Annotated in this window: 13 protein-coding genes and 2 pseudogenes; 4 read left to right on the top strand and 11 right to left on the bottom strand. The window is 37.8% G+C overall.

What is annotated here, in order from left to right:
• Positions 1-56: 56 nt before the first annotated feature.
• From EUBHAL_RS13560 to EUBHAL_RS17040, 3 genes are read right to left on the bottom strand one after another with little or no spacing between them, the layout of a single operon-like run.
• Positions 57-1,310, bottom strand: a complete 1,254-nt coding sequence (locus tag EUBHAL_RS13560; RefSeq protein ID WP_005351228.1) for a 3-isopropylmalate dehydratase large subunit — start codon at positions 1,308-1,310, stop codon at positions 57-59.
• 3 nt (positions 1,311-1,313) lie between these two features.
• Entirely contained in the window at positions 1,314-1,790 is a 477-nt protein-coding gene (locus EUBHAL_RS13555; RefSeq protein WP_005351226.1) for a 3-isopropylmalate dehydratase small subunit, read from the bottom strand.
• Between the two features lie 5 nt (positions 1,791-1,795).
• A complete protein-coding gene (locus tag EUBHAL_RS17040) occupies positions 1,796-2,041 on the bottom strand; it encodes a DUF6783 domain-containing protein (protein ID WP_081452313.1) in 246 nt (81 codons plus the stop codon).
• 405 nt (positions 2,042-2,446) lie between these two features.
• On the opposite strand from EUBHAL_RS17040, the gene EUBHAL_RS13550 reads away from it, so the two are divergent.
• Entirely contained in the window at positions 2,447-2,626 is a 180-nt protein-coding gene (locus EUBHAL_RS13550) for a DUF4250 domain-containing protein (protein WP_005351220.1), read from the top strand.
• Here EUBHAL_RS13550 and lpdD read toward each other — a convergent pair.
• The gene (lpdD, locus tag EUBHAL_RS16395; protein ID WP_005351217.1) at positions 2,619-2,753 is read right to left on the bottom strand and encodes a prenylated flavin chaperone LpdD; all 135 of its coding nucleotides are present in this window, start codon (positions 2,751-2,753) and stop codon (positions 2,619-2,621) included. The two genes, EUBHAL_RS13550 and lpdD, sit on opposite strands and share 8 nt — an antisense overlap.
• Before the next feature lie 25 nt (positions 2,754-2,778).
• The gene (locus EUBHAL_RS15985) at positions 2,779-2,955 is read right to left on the bottom strand and encodes a DUF6472 family protein (RefSeq protein WP_005351214.1); all 177 of its coding nucleotides are present in this window, start codon (positions 2,953-2,955) and stop codon (positions 2,779-2,781) included.
• 194 nt (positions 2,956-3,149) lie between these two features.
• Between EUBHAL_RS15985 and EUBHAL_RS13545 the strand changes: the two genes are divergently transcribed.
• Together EUBHAL_RS13545 and EUBHAL_RS13540 are read left to right on the top strand one after the other, a co-directional pair.
• A complete protein-coding gene (locus EUBHAL_RS13545; protein WP_005351195.1) occupies positions 3,150-4,073 on the top strand; it encodes a Ppx/GppA phosphatase family protein in 924 nt (307 codons plus the stop codon).
• A gap of 81 nt (positions 4,074-4,154) precedes the next feature.
• Complete coding sequence (locus tag EUBHAL_RS13540) at positions 4,155-4,424, top strand: hypothetical protein (protein ID WP_005351194.1); 270 nt, start codon at positions 4,155-4,157, stop codon at positions 4,422-4,424.
• A 229-nt stretch (positions 4,425-4,653) separates the two neighbouring features.
• On the opposite strand, the gene glmM is transcribed toward EUBHAL_RS13540, so the two are convergent.
• The 6 genes and pseudogenes from glmM to EUBHAL_RS17350 form a co-directional block, all read right to left on the bottom strand.
• A complete protein-coding gene (gene glmM / locus EUBHAL_RS13535; RefSeq protein WP_005351193.1) occupies positions 4,654-6,000 on the bottom strand; it encodes a phosphoglucosamine mutase in 1,347 nt (448 codons plus the stop codon).
• 196 nt (positions 6,001-6,196) lie between these two features.
• Positions 6,197-7,453 carry an ABC transporter permease gene (locus EUBHAL_RS13530; RefSeq protein ID WP_005351192.1) on the bottom strand — a complete coding sequence of 419 codons (1,257 nt, stop codon included), beginning with the start codon at positions 7,451-7,453 and terminating at the stop codon, positions 6,197-6,199.
• 11 nt (positions 7,454-7,464) lie between these two features.
• Complete coding sequence (locus EUBHAL_RS16050; protein ID WP_005351191.1) at positions 7,465-10,275, bottom strand: efflux RND transporter periplasmic adaptor subunit; 2,811 nt, start codon at positions 10,273-10,275, stop codon at positions 7,465-7,467.
• Between the two features lie 118 nt (positions 10,276-10,393).
• Positions 10,394-11,062 (bottom strand): annotated as a pseudogene (locus EUBHAL_RS13520) (ABC transporter ATP-binding protein); the annotation flags it as partial.
• A 30-nt stretch (positions 11,063-11,092) separates the two neighbouring features.
• Entirely contained in the window at positions 11,093-12,922 is a 1,830-nt protein-coding gene (locus EUBHAL_RS13515; RefSeq protein ID WP_022170644.1) for an efflux RND transporter periplasmic adaptor subunit, read from the bottom strand.
• Between the two features lie 21 nt (positions 12,923-12,943).
• Positions 12,944-13,012 (bottom strand): annotated as a pseudogene (locus EUBHAL_RS17350) (DUF6783 domain-containing protein); the annotation flags it as partial.
• Positions 13,013-13,459: 447 nt separating this feature from the next.
• Here EUBHAL_RS17350 and EUBHAL_RS13510 point away from each other — a divergent pair.
• Complete coding sequence (locus EUBHAL_RS13510; RefSeq protein ID WP_005351175.1) at positions 13,460-14,848, top strand: NAD(P)/FAD-dependent oxidoreductase; 1,389 nt, start codon at positions 13,460-13,462, stop codon at positions 14,846-14,848.
• The last annotated feature ends 46 nt before the right edge of the window (positions 14,849-14,894 follow it).

The raw sequence follows: 14,894 nt of genomic DNA, 5'->3' as shown, positions 1-14,894 counted from the left end.
TGTACTACATAGACGATGTAACATAATTATTATAAATTCGTAGGAATCTTTAATTTCTAATCTTCTGGTCCTGTAATATAGCCTGCGAGAGCGGATGCAGCTACGGTTGCTGCACTTGCCAGATAAACTTTAGAGCTTGGTGCACCTGCACGTCCCTTAAAGTTTCTTGTACCTGTGGAAATAAGCACTTCATTCTCACCGATAACGCCCTGGCAGCTTCCCCAGCATACGGAACAGTTGCAGTTCATAACCATTGCACCAGCTTCCATTAATGTTGTAATGATTCCTTCTTCTAATGCCTGAATATAGACTGCTTTTGAAGCAGGAGCTACAATAAAACGAACCTTAGGATCAACCTGCTTTCCTTTTACAATTTCAGCCGCTACGCGTAAGTCATCAATACGTCCATTATTACAAGAGCCTAAGAATGCCTCATCAATCGCAATTTTCTCTTTTTTTACATCTTTAAGAAGTGCAAAGTTATCTACAAAATCCGGACGTACGACTACAGGCTCAATCTTACTTAAATCATAATCATATACTTCACAGAAATGTGCGTCTTCATCACTCTTAAACATATGTACTGCTTCTCGGCCATGTGCTTTACAATATTCTACAACCTTTTCATCCGGTTCAACAATACCAGCCTTTGCTCCTGCCTCTACAGTAAGATTACAAAGAACCATACGGTCATCAACAGAAAGATTATGCGCTCCGTCTCCTGCAAATTCCATAATCTTATAATTGGCTCCATTCGCTCCGATATCTCCGATAATGGTAAGGATTAAATCTCTTGGATAAACACCCTCTCTTAACTTGCCATGTAAGTTAAAACGAATTGTTTCTGGAACCATAACCCAGGAAGTACCTGTTGTCATCGCATACAAAAAGTCTGTACATCCAACCCCTGTACCAAATGCACCTAATGCACCATAAGATGTAGTGTGGGAATCCGCACCGAAAATAAGCTCACCTGGGCAAACATAATCTTCCATCATAATCTGATGGCATACTCCCTGTCCCTCGTACAGCTTAATATCATTCTCAATTGCAAAATCACGCATCTTCTTATGCGCTTCTGCAGTTTTGGGATTCTCAGCAGGAACGTTATGATCCATAATGAAAACAACCTTATCTTTATCTGCAATCTTTGGATTTTTCAATTTATTATGGTACATATCAACAGTCAGATGTGTTGTACCATCATTACTCATCATACGATCAAGTGTAACAGTATGTATATCGTTTGGTTTTACAAAATCAACACCGGCAGCGCGGGCGATAATCTTTTCTCCTAAAGTCATTCCCATGATTTACGCTTCCTCCTTATTTAAAGATGCAATTAACCCTCCGGCATTCAGAATATTCTGCATATATTCCGGAAGTTTTGTACAGGAAAATACCTGCCCATCAACGGTAACTGTACCAGCAGATAAATCAAGATCTGCCTGTCCACCATCTTCCACATGTTCATATAAATCTTTGCATACAATAACAGGAAGTCCGATGTTAATCGAATTACGATAAAAAATTCTGGCAAAAGACTTCGCAATAACTGCCTTAATTCCAAGTGCTTTTAAAACACTTGGTGCCTGCTCTCTTGAAGAACCACAGCCAAAGTTCTCACCGGCAACAATCAAATCTCCTGGCTGAGCTTTCTTTGCAAAATCAGGATCTAAAGACTCAAAAGTGTATTGTTTCATTGCTTCAATATCTGGTAAAAGCAGGTACTGAGAAGCAATAATCTGGTCAGTATCCACATCATTATGAAACTTCCATACTTTATTCATAAATATTACCTCCAATAAAATGTTCTATTTATTAGAATACTACAAATTAAAAATGAAGTCCAGAAATTAAATTGCGAACTCCCCAGCTTATAAACGCTAGAGTTGGTTTGAAAAATGCTTTCTGTAAGATGTACGTTACAATTTATGGAATATTTTTCCTGAATGAGAGCGGCGTAGCTGACTACGTCAACTGAATGAAAACAAAATATACCGCAAGTTGGGGCATGCATATTGCTGAAATGATTTTTCAAACACGCTCTAAAGGTTCCTACTCCAAATTATAAAAATAATAAAATGCATAATTATTAAAAATGATATTATGACTCCCTCTCTTCCAAAATTTACAAAAAGAAAATGAATGTACTAAAAATAGTGCATTTTTCTTTCTTTTTTCCCTTGCTTTTTTCTGCAATTTCAGATACAATTTAGACATAAGTTAGATAATGTAATTCTAATTTTAAAGAGATGCCCTCCTCTGCTGGTTCTTTGGTATTTATTTTTTATATAGCATACGGGGCATCTCTTTTTTTGCATTTTTATAATTATTCAATTATATTGTTAAGAAGAATTCTTAAATCATTATATCAGATGTGAGATGACTCGCATCTCTCAACAAGAATGCCGAGTCATTCTTGAATTTAGGAAAGGACATAAAAATGGGACAATTACCACAAGATCCAATTATGCTTTACAGCGTTATTAACACAAAATTAAGAGACTTCTATTCTTCATTAGAAGTATTATGTGAAGATATGGGCCTCAGTGAGGAAGAACTAAAGGAAAAATTATCTTCTGCAGGATTTGAATATGATAAAGATAGAAATCAGTTTATATAGTATTACAAAAACTTTTTTCTAATTCCTGTAATACTTCTTCTGACATCTGCTCAGCCACTTCCATTACTTCTTTTATCTGTTCTTTTACTATTCCATCTAAATGAAACCCGCCGGTACACACTGTCACGGTGCATCCCCCTTATCCTCTACTTCTACATCTGCTTACGTACTATCTTATATTCATCGTCCATCTGGAAATACGGACAGCTATCTGATGAGCCGGACAACATCCTTGCCAGATCATCCTCATCCAAATTCACCTGACATTCCCCTGTTCCATCTTCCTCATCGATCCAATAATATGCACATAAATCACATTGACTTGCCATAATCAATCTCCTTCTCTTATTTGTAAAATTCTTACATTTATCTTATCACATTTCCAATCGCATTTCAACCTCTTTTTCACACATTTTTTTACAAAAATTTGACTTATATTTCTTTCTTTTTTTACCAATACTTGTTATTATAGTAATAATACTGACTTTTTCGGAATATATTATTTTTTCAGGAGGTTTTACTTATGAAATGTGCTATTGTCGATTTAGGATCTAATACAATTCGTCTTTCCCTTTATAATACCCTGGAGAATGGCGGATTTGAAACTTTATTTTCTAAGAAATATATGGCAGGACTTGCCGGATATGTTTCTCACGGAATCATGTCTAACGATGGTATCAATCAGGCTTGTGCTGTACTGCTTGATTTCAAGATTCTTCTGCAGCAGCTCGGCGTAAAAGATATGCATGTATTCGCTACCGCATCTCTCCGTAATATCAAAAATACAGAGAAGGCTCTTGAAACAATCAAAAGAAGAACCGGTCTCTCCGTTGATGTAATCGAGGGAAGCGAAGAAGGTATTCTTGGTTACTACGGTGCTTTATATACAACCGATTTAAAGAACGGTATGATGTTTGATATCGGCGGTGGCAGTACTGAATTTGTACGCGTAAAAAACGGAAAGGTTAAAAATTCACAGAGTGTCTCTATCGGTTCCCTCAATCTTTTCCACAGTAACGTTTCCGGTTTATGGCCAGAGAAAAAAGAACAGAAAGCAATCACAAAACAGATTAATAAGAAACTTAATACCGTAGATTTTCCAAAAAAATCTCCAGAAAAGGTTTGCTGTGTCGGCGGTACCTGTCGTGCGATTTTAAATATTGTAAACTATCATTTTAACAAGCAGGAAAATAATCGCATTATCACAAGAGAAGAATTTGATAAAATTTTAAAAATTTTAACCAAACACGATATCACTTCCCGCAATTATATTTTAAAATTATGCCCAGACCGTGTGCACACAATTATTCCAGGTATGATGGTTGTAAAAGAGATTATGGACCGTCTGAATTGTAAGGAATTATGGGTATCCCGTTACGGTGTACGAGAAGGATATCTTTGCAAAAACTTTCTTATGACTGGCTCCACACAGGAAGTTACGAAATAACTTTCTTCTGTAAGACTCCTTGAAGATTTCACAATAAATGCTATAATTATTAATTGTGAAGATTTTAAGGAGGAGAATATCATGACAATACTTGAAAAAAGGAAATTAGCTCCAGAACGTGACGAGCATTTAAAAAAAGGAGAATTCACTGTTTTAAACGGAGAATATTCCAAAAATTTTAACGTGTACGTTGTAGGTGAGAAACATAAAGAAGCAGTTGATTTTATCAAAGTTGCTTTAGACCGTTCTACAGATAACGTTCTGGGCTTTGGAATTAAAATGGGATGCCAGAAGAATTTTAATGTCATCGTGTGGGATGAGGAAGATATTCCAGAAGAGTATAGAGTATAATTCCGGGTTGCAATATTGATTAGCGATACAGACACATTATTTGTAATCAGGTCAATACTTGTTGACTGTTGTGTAACATCTGTATAATCATAGGCATTCGAAGTTTAATGGCATTACAATATCTTCCAGTGCAACAGAAGAACTTGTTTCTTTAGCAAAATCATATTGAACAAAATCGCTGCGCGATAGCTTGCGAAAGCTACGTGCAGCGATTTTGTTCAATCAGGATTTATTCACAGTGTCCTTTTTCCTTGATGACATCAATTACAGAGTCTACATATTTTTCGCACTCTTCCTCGGTCTCAGCCTCAACCATAACACGAATCACTGGTTCTGTACCACTTTCGCGTACGAGGATTCTTCCTGTACTTCCAAGTGTTTCTGCAACCTGTTTTACTGCTGCCTGTACATCAGCATCATTCTGTGCCTCTGGTTTGCTCTTTACACGGACATTTTTAAGTACCTGTGGGTAAATGCGTACTGGGGATGTGAGTGTTGCAAGAGAGGACTTTTTCTCTAACATAACTTCCATCATCTTGATGGCTGTGAGGATTCCATCTCCTGTTGTTGCATATTTACTAAAAATGATATGCCCAGACTGTTCTCCGCCGATACGGTGTCCGTTCTTTACCATGTTTTCGTAAACATATTTATCACCAACCTGTGTTTTTTCGTAATCAATACCAAGTTCATCAAAGGCTTTATAAAGTCCGAAGTTAGACATGATTGTTGTTACTACAGTGTTGTTGCGAAGTGCACCTTTTTCTTTGAGATAGCGTCCATAAACGTATAAAATTAAGTCTCCGTCTACGACATTTCCGTTCTCATCAACAGCGATACAACGGTCTGCATCTCCATCAAAGGCAAATCCAACATCAAGCTGATTCTCTTTTACGAAGTTCTGAAGGACTTCAATATGTGTGGAACCAGCATTCATGTTAATGTTCAATCCATCTGGTTCTGCATTGATTACATAAGTTTTCGCTCCTAATGCATCAAATACGCTCTTTGCAATCATCCAGGAACTTCCGTTAGCACAGTCAAGTCCAACCTTGATGTTCTTATAAGAACGTGTTGCAAGAGAAATCAAATATCCGATGTAACGATTTCTTCCTGCCGAATAATCAACCGTACATCCAATCTGGTCTCTTACTGCCATTGGGACTTCAATCTTTCCATCAATATAATCTTCGACTTTAAGGATGGTTTCTTCATCCATCTTTTCACCTTTTGAATTGATAAGCTTGATTCCATTATCATAGTATGGATTATGGCTGGCAGAAATCATAATTCCGCAGTCAAAATCTTCTGTTCTTACTACATAAGAAACACTTGGGGTTGTTGTTACATGTAACAGATAAACATCTGCTCCAGAAGCAGTTAAACCTGCTACTAATGAATATTCAAACATATAGCTTGAACGGCGTGTGTCCTTTCCAATAACAACTTTACATTTTTCTTTTTTATCTTTTCCATAATACCATCCAAGAAAGCGACCAACCTGATATGCATGTTCTACGGTTAAATCTACGTTTGCTTCGCCACGGAAACCATCTGTTCCAAAATATTTACCCATCGTTTTTCTCCTGTTACCTATCGTTCTTTATTAATCTTATCTACATTCTATTCCTGTAATTTTGTAATATATCTACAAAATATAGAGTTGGCATGTACGGATACATTGATATTCAAAATCATATTCTCTGCCCGTATATCCGTACAAATGATTTCTCTATTACAGATATTTGCTTTTTAGCTTTAGTATCATAGCACTATTCATGACGTAATGCAACGATTGGATCTAAGTTTGCAGCTTTTACTGCCGGTAATAATCCAAATACAACTCCGATAACTGTGGAAAAGGCAATAGCAAGGATTACGGCCGGTATACTGATAGCAATCGGAACATTAGATATCTTTCCGATAATTTCAGCTAAGGCAATACCTGTAATCGTACCAATGATACCACCTAAACTTGTAAGTACCGCCGCTTCAGTTAAGAACTGGGCAAGAATTCTATTCTTTCTTGCACCAATCGCTTTTTTAAGACCGATTTCTCTTGTACGCTCTGTTACCGATACCAGCATAATATTCATAACACCAATACCACCAACTAACAAGGAAATACTTGCGATCCAAATTAACTGTTTATTCGTTGTTGCACTTACCTGCTGGCTTTCTTCCGCAGTCTCATTCATATTGGCTGCACGATACTTAATACTCTTACTTGTTACCGTCTCATTTAATAAGGTCTGCGCCGCCTTTCCAACGGATGTCATATTATCTGTTGAATCTGCAAGCAGCTTCGCATTCTGTGGCTCATCATACTGCTGCACAATATTCCAGTCAACATCTGGAATTACAACAATACCACTGGCACTTCCATCATTATATACATAGGTATAATAATCTTCCACCGAATTAATTACCGGACTAAATGCTGTTGATTCCTCAATAACACCGATAACGATAAATGGTTCTCCCTTAATATCAATTGTCTTTCCTACCGGGTTGGCGTCTCCAAAAAGAGAATCGGCAGCTACACTATCTATTACCGCAACTTTACGATACTTTTCATAATCGCTGTCTGTAAATCCTCTTCCTCTTTTCATAATGTATCCACAAGTCCCAAGATAATGGGAATCTGCTCCGATAAGCTGTCCACCTGAAAGTGATGTATCATTATAGTAAATGTAGTCAACCTGTGTACGGGATACATATAAAGATGCATCTTTTACATGGTCAATATCTGCAAGCTGCTGGCGCATATCGTCATCAAGAACCGGGATTCCTTTTGGAATTCCATATTCCATCTCTGCCGGATAGTTTCCTTCTTCTGTAAGCTGCACTGTTGTCGTGTTCGTTCCTGAACCAATCAGGTTTTTCTTAATCTGTTCATTTGTTCCTTTGATTGTTGATACGATAGCAATAATTGCTGCGATACCAATAATGATACCTAACATTGTCAGGAAGGAACGTAGTCTGTGACTCCACACACCCTGAAAAGATAATCTTATATTTTCAAGCATTGTTCTTCCTCCTAATAAATCATTTCGCTATCGTCTTCCGAAATTTTTGTCTTTACTCCTTCTCTTAAATTCTTTCCATAAGGGAAGGCAATATTATCGTCTTCTGTAACACCTGAAACAATTTCGATATATTGTCCATTCATTGTCTTTCCAATCGTTATATACTGTTTTTTCAAGCGTTTTGTCTTCTTATCTCTAAGATACACATAACTCTTCTTATCTTCTGTTCGAATATACGCTTTCTGAAGATATACTGCGTTTTCGTTGGCCGTTCCCATAGATTTCGAACTGTAAGAAACTTCAACACTGCCTCCAGGACTTAGCCCATCTGCATCTTTTATAAATGCAACGATTGGATAATAGGAACTGTTTGGATTAGATACATCTCCGCCATTACTACTGTCTGCTGTAGGAAAATCAGAAATTTCTTTTACCTCTGCAGTATATTCATCTCCAGTATCACTTGATACACATTTGATCGTTCCACCGACCTTTACACTATCAAGTTCCATCTCGCTGATTGATGTTTTTACATACATTCCATCTGCAGCTTTTACCACGATTGCGGCTGAACCATCCGTTGGAAGTGTTCCCTTGCTGTACGCTGTCGTTACTGTTCCGGCAAGCTTTGCCTTTACTGTTGCCTTATCTACTTCTGCCTTAGCTTCTTTATAACTAATCTGTGCATCATGAAGATCTTCTTTGGCCTGTGCGATATCATCTTCCTTATCAGAAATCGCTGCTTTTAACTCCTCGGCTGTATAGCCGTTATCATCTCCGCCGCTGCTATCTGTTCCGTCATCTATACCATCGCCAGAGCCTGAACCTGAACCATCATCGGAGCCACCTCCATTATTATCATCTCCATCATCACCAGTATCTGCACCTTTTACAATCAGTGTTCTTGAAATCTGCTCTTTTGAAATTCCTTTTACATTCTTTACCTGTGCTGTGATTGTTACAGAAGAAGACGGCTCTCCCTCGTCCACATACAGCCAGACACCTGACTTTGTTTTTGTGATTGTCGTATCTTTTGAGATATTATCACTAAGCTTCCATGTAACTTTACTCTGATCAATACTCTTTCCATCTTCTGTTACAACGGTAAGCAGACATCCATTTCCTGCGGTTACCCTCTTACGATTCTGTTTAAACTTAATCTTTTTGTCTGTAGAAGGAGTTGTTGGATTTTCATGTTCTGTAGTTGGCTTCGATGGGTCATCTTTCTTCACCTTACTCTTTAAATAAGAGATGGTATATCCTGTCCCATCTGCTAATTCTACTGTAAACTTGCTGGAGGAAGTAATCTCTAATGTATTTGCATTCTCTGTATTCTCATTGTCATAATCTTTTTCTGATGCGTACTCAATAAACTCGGCATTAATACCCTTTTTAATCAAGTCATTCAATAAAGAACCGCTGATTTTTCCACCTTTTTGTAAATAGAAAATGTATTTGCCGTTGGAATCTTTTTGTCCATCCTCTAACTTATCTGCTTTTAAATCTTTGTATGCAGGTCTTATAGTTAAGTTGTCGAAATCTGACACTTTATATAATCCATCTTCCTCTAAATCTGTAAATACTCTGTCTGGATTATATTCATATCTGTTCTTTTCCTTGCCGTTTTCATCAAATTCAATAAACGTAGCATACTTTTTAGAATCATGTAATGACTTAATGACTGAACCTTTTACTCTTCCGTTAACGTTCAGATAATAAATATAGGCATTGCCAGCAGAAGAACCATCTCCACTAGAACTGTCTCTTTCACTGACTGATTCTATCGAATTATGTAAAGTTCTTGAATCTCCACCTTCGTTTAACTTATTAACTGTATAATTATCGTTATCATAAACATTAACTTTTGTGTCTGGCGAAAGCTCAAATGTTGCAATTGGATTCTTAGATTCTTCCGATTTATATGAGCGGAACTCTGCATATTTTCCTTCAGAAATAAGCTTCTTGACAAACGCTCCACTAATCGTTCCATTTTTTGTAAGTGTGAAAATAAGTGAATCATCTTCTTTTGTTCCTGCACCGGACGTTGCAGCTTTATCTGCTTCACTATTAACATGATCCCGTAAAACTAACTTTGTCTCTCCAGAGCCGGAGCCACTCTCGGAACCCGAACCACTTCCGGAACCACTCTCGGAACCTGAGCCACTTCCGGAGCCACTCTCGGAACCTGAGCCACTTCCGGAGCCACTCTCGGAACCTGAGCCACTTCCGGAGCCACTCTCGGAACCTGAGCCACTTCCACTTTTAGAGACAGCATTCCCACTCTGTACTTTAACATCAGAACTTGTACCCTCTGTATTTCCATTCGCTTCTGCCACAAGATAACTAAGACTTGTTCCCTTAATAGCAGAAAGATTCACTGAGGCATTCATAACATCACTGTTTCCCGTATTTACGGCACCAACTGTTTTTGTATTTTTAAGCTTTTTCAGCTCTTTTTCCATCTCGGCGATTTCCATTTTAGAAGACTGTATCTGAAGTTTTTGTAATTTCAAATCCAATTCTTTCTCAGAGACATTATATTTTAAAAGAATATCTCCTTTCTTTACTTTATCGCCCTTTTTTACATAGACTTTCTTTACCTTCTGTCCACCATCAATATGAACTTCCTGTATGTAGTCTGAAGTAAGAGTTCCCGTAAGAGAAGTATCTGTATCAAACCAGTCCGAACTGTTCAGCATACTTACCGGGAATACTTTTACTACTGTTTTGTTTCTATTTCTTATAACGACAATGGAAGTAATCCCCACTGCCATCACAAGAACCAGCGCTACTGCAAGTAGTATCTTTTTCTTTCCCTTCAAATCAGATCTCTCCTTCCCACTCTTTTACGCCAAAGTCCTGTTCGATTTCTGAAAATACTGTATCATTCTTCGCTTCTTTTTCACTCTGAACTTCGGCCTGCTGCTTTTCTTTTCTTTCCTTGTCTTCCACAATCTCTCCATCAAAAATATGGAGTACTTTCTTCGCATGATTCGCAATATTGGCATCATGCGTAATCATAATAATCGTTACTCCCTCTTCATTCAATTGCTGGAACAGATTCATTACCTGAATACCAGAACGGCTGTCCAGTGCTCCTGTTGGCTCATCCGCAAGAATAATCTTTGGATTATTTACCAAAGCTCTTGCGATTGCTACTCTCTGCTGCTGTCCGCCAGAAAGCTGACTCGGTCTAAAATGTACTCGCTCTGCTAGCCCTACTCTCTTTAATGCCTGAAAAGCAATTTCCTTTCGCTTTTTTACCGGCACTCCTGCATAACTTAACGGAAGGGCTACGTTGTCAAGTGATGTCTGTTTTGGAAGAAGATTGAAACTCTGAAATACAAATCCCAAAGTATTCAAACGTAAATCCGACAGGCGGTTCTCGTTATAATTAACAATAGATTCCCCTTCTAAAAGAAATTCTCCCTTTGTCGGACGATCCAGGCAACCGATAATATTCATCAGTGTTGTCTTTCCAGAACCAGAAGGTCCCATAATTGCCACATATTCGCCCTCATCAATAGAGATATTTACATCTTTAAGAACTGGTATGACAATCTTATCCTGTAAATAATTCTTATAAATATGTTTTAGTTCCAAAAGCATATGCTATATGTCCTTTCCTGACGGGAATCCTTATTCCCCAAAGTCCGCAATATCACTATCACTTGTTCCACTGTTACCAGAATCTGAGCTATCACTTCCAAAATCTGCACCGTCACTCAGACTTCCATCATCAGAGCTGTCATATGTATCCGCACTATCACTGTAATCTGAATAATCCTCTCCCACATCTGAAGTATCTTCAGATGCATCTGAACCAAATGACTCTGCATCATCATTCTCCTGCTCATCTCCATAACCAGATGTATTATCTTCCGGACTTACCTTTGTAACTTTCATGCCTTCTTTTAATGTACTGTCGTCACATGCAATGTAATCACTTGTTTTAAGGCCGCTCTTTACTTCATACTCATCAAGATTCTCATCGTACTCTCCAACCTGAATCTCATGAAGCTTTAACTTATTATGAGAATCGAGCCATACATAGTATTTGTTATTATTTTTCTTTATGTAAGCAGATGGCAGCCACATACCCTCTTTCTGCTCGTCCTGTCCATTATCCTGTTCTATAAGGACATGCTGTCCCATCATCAAATCCTTATCATTATCTAACTTCACATAAAAGTTATACTTAGAGGCAGTTTCTCCTGTACTGCTTTCATCATCTGTATAGCCATCTGAATAATCAGAGCTGCTGTCACTGGTATCATCTGCCGTCGTATCCGTCTTAATGCTGCTGATTGTTCCTTTCCAGGTCTGGGAATTATCCACTCTTGAACGAACAATAACTGGATCTCCCTCGTTAAGACTCCATACATTCGTCTCACTGACAGTTCCCTTAATTCGGTAATTACCTACCGCAAGAATTGTCATGTAAGAGGAATCATCTGAACTTCCATCACCAGAATCCGAGCCGTCATCCGAACTATCATCCGAAGAGGAAGTCTCTAAAGATGCATTTACTTTCTTTACAAGACCATTCATCTTACTTTTTACTGTTGCATCTTTAATGTTCTTCTCTAACAACTTAATTGACTCTTTATTGGACTTAATCGTATACTGATCTTTTTTAATTGTTGTCTGAGCCGTTAAAATCTGTGTCTGAAGCTGAATCTTCTCACTGGCACTTGCAGACTTCAAATCAGACTGATAAGACTTAATATCCTTTGTCAACTGTGTAATCTCATTCTGTAAAGTCTCCTGCTCAAGTTCTTTCTTTTCTTTAGAAAGCTTTAACTCCTGTGTGTTGTACTTAAAGAGCTTATCTCCCTTCTTTACCTGATCCCCTACATTAACATAGCGTTTCTCTACAGATAAATCAGACTGTAATGTAATCTTCCATGACTTCTCTGCATCAACAGTTCCTGTATAACGGTTATTCGCACCACCAGCAGTTCCCAGTCCTGTAATCTCACGAACAGACTCCACATAAGCCTTGCCCTCACTTGTTCCTCCGATATTGCGAATCACAAAAAAAACAACAGCGATCACTATGACTGCTGCCGTACCACAGATAAGCGCCAGCTTCTTCTTGGAAAACTTCTTCTTCTCCGGCTCCTGCAAAATAATGGCATCGTCATCGCTTAACAGACTTTCTTCCTCTTCCTTAGTACCTTCAAGCTTCTCCGTACCACCAGATTTTTCCTCTTCTTTCTTCTTGCGATGGAAAAATCCCCGTTTCTTCTCTGGCTTCTCTTCTTCCTGTAACTCTTCTAATTCTTTATCATATTCGTCTTCATCGAAATTACTGTCATCCTCGATATATCCCATATCGTCCTCATACAGATTGATTTCTTTTTTCTTTTTCCTGTGGAAAAATCCTTTCTTCTCTTCCTTATCATTTGTGGATGAATCTAAATTCGTCTCATCCATAAATTCCTGCCCATTCTTCTTCCGAAACATAACAACCTCCTTAATATCTTTTATAAAAAGCCTAGAGTATGTTTGAAAAATCATTCCTGCAATCTGCACGCCCCAATTTGCATTTTTCAAACACGCTCTGGCAAAGCTTTAAGATAGTCACTTGAAACTTATTTTGTTATGATAGCACAATTACTCTGAAAAATCATCAAACATCACAATAAATTAAAAGAATGTTCACAATTACGGAACATTTTTATATTCTGCATGTTCTGTAAAAAGAATCTTATTTAAAAATTCTTAAATCTGCCTGAGAATATTGTACCACATCTTCATTATACATGGTAGAAGGTTACTTTGACTTCTTAATATTTATTAAGAATATTTTTTGAATTCTTTCTACTATTTTATCCAATTATTTTACTCAGTAAAGCACCTAACAATTGTATGACGAAGTCTCTCACTTAATTTTCTAAAACATTTGACATTCTATTCTTTTTTCTTTATAATACATAGTGGATTTTTATGGTTTTCTTTACATTATAATAAATGTAAACCATTAATTTAGGAGGTAATTTGATGAATCAGGTATATGATGTTATTATTATTGGCTGCGGTGAAGCTGGTATTTATGCCGGTTACGAACTTAGTTTAAAAAATCCTTCCTTAAAGATTGGTGTTTTTGAACAGGGAAGGGATATTTATAAAAGAAGCTGCCCTATTGTAGCAAAAAAGGTAAAGCAGTGCATCAACTGTAAAGTCTGCGATACTATGTGCGGCTTTGGTGGTGCTGGTGCATTTTCTGACGGTAAATTTAACTTTACTACAGAATTTGGCGGCTGGCTTACTGATTATATGGATCATGATGAAGTTATGGAACTGATTCATTATGTAGATGATGTAAATGTAGCTCACGGTGCTACTACTAGCTATTTCTCTACAACAACTCCAGAAGCACAGGCTCTTGCAAAAAAGGCTCTTGAATTCGACCTTCATCTTTTACAGGCACAGTGCAAACATCTTGGTACAGAAAAGAATCTTATGATTCTTACAAATATTTATGAAGATTTAAAAGATAAAATGGATTTCCATTTTAATACTGCTATTTCTGAGATTAAAACCTGCTCAGAAGGTTATGAACTTGTAACAGAAAAAGGGGATGTCGCACGTTGTCAGTATTTAATCGCTGCTCCTGGACGAAGCGGTGCAGAATGGTTTGCAAACCAGTGTAAGAATCTTGGAATTAAGCTTATTAACAATCAGGTAGATATCGGTGTTCGTGTGGAACTTCCTGCACGAGTATTTGAACATATCACAGATGTCGTATATGAGTCAAAACTTGTCTACCGTACAAAACAGTATGGTGACAGCGTCCGTACTTTCTGTATGAATCCTTACGGACACGTTGTTGCTGAAAATGTAGAAGGAATTAACACGGTAAATGGTCATTCTTACTCTGATGCTTCTCTTCGCAGTGAGAATACAAACTTTGCCCTTCTTGTTTCCAACCGTTTTACAGAACCATTTGATGAGCCATATCGTTATGGTAAGCACATTGCTTCCCTTTCTAATATGTTAGCTGGCGGCGTGCTTGTACAGCGTTTCGGTGACCTGGTAAAGGGTATCCGTACAAATGAACATCGTTTAAGCCAGTCTTTCGTAAAGCCTACACTGACTGCTGCTGTTCCTGGAGATTTATCTTTGGCACTTCCAAAGCGTCAGCTTGATGATATTATTGAGATGATCTATGCCCTTGATAAAGTAGCTCCTGGTACTGCAAACTATGACACTCTTTTATATGGTGCAGAAGTCAAATTCTACTCTTCCCGTTTAGAGTTAAGCCACGAACTTGAGACAAAACTTCCTGGATTCTTCGCTATCGGTGATGGCGCAGGAACGACAAGAGGACTTGCACAGGCGGGGGCTTCCGGAATTAAGGCCGCAAGAGCGGTACTCGCAAGACTTTAAATCCTGATTTGCCGCAGGCAAAGAGACGCTCACAGTAAATAAAAGT

Origin of the sequence: Anaerobutyricum hallii DSM 3353 (assembly GCF_000173975.1) — a bacterium.
Lineage (GTDB): Bacteria > Bacillota > Clostridia > Lachnospirales > Lachnospiraceae > Anaerobutyricum > Anaerobutyricum hallii.
This window is presented reverse-complemented; position numbering and strand designations above follow the sequence as displayed.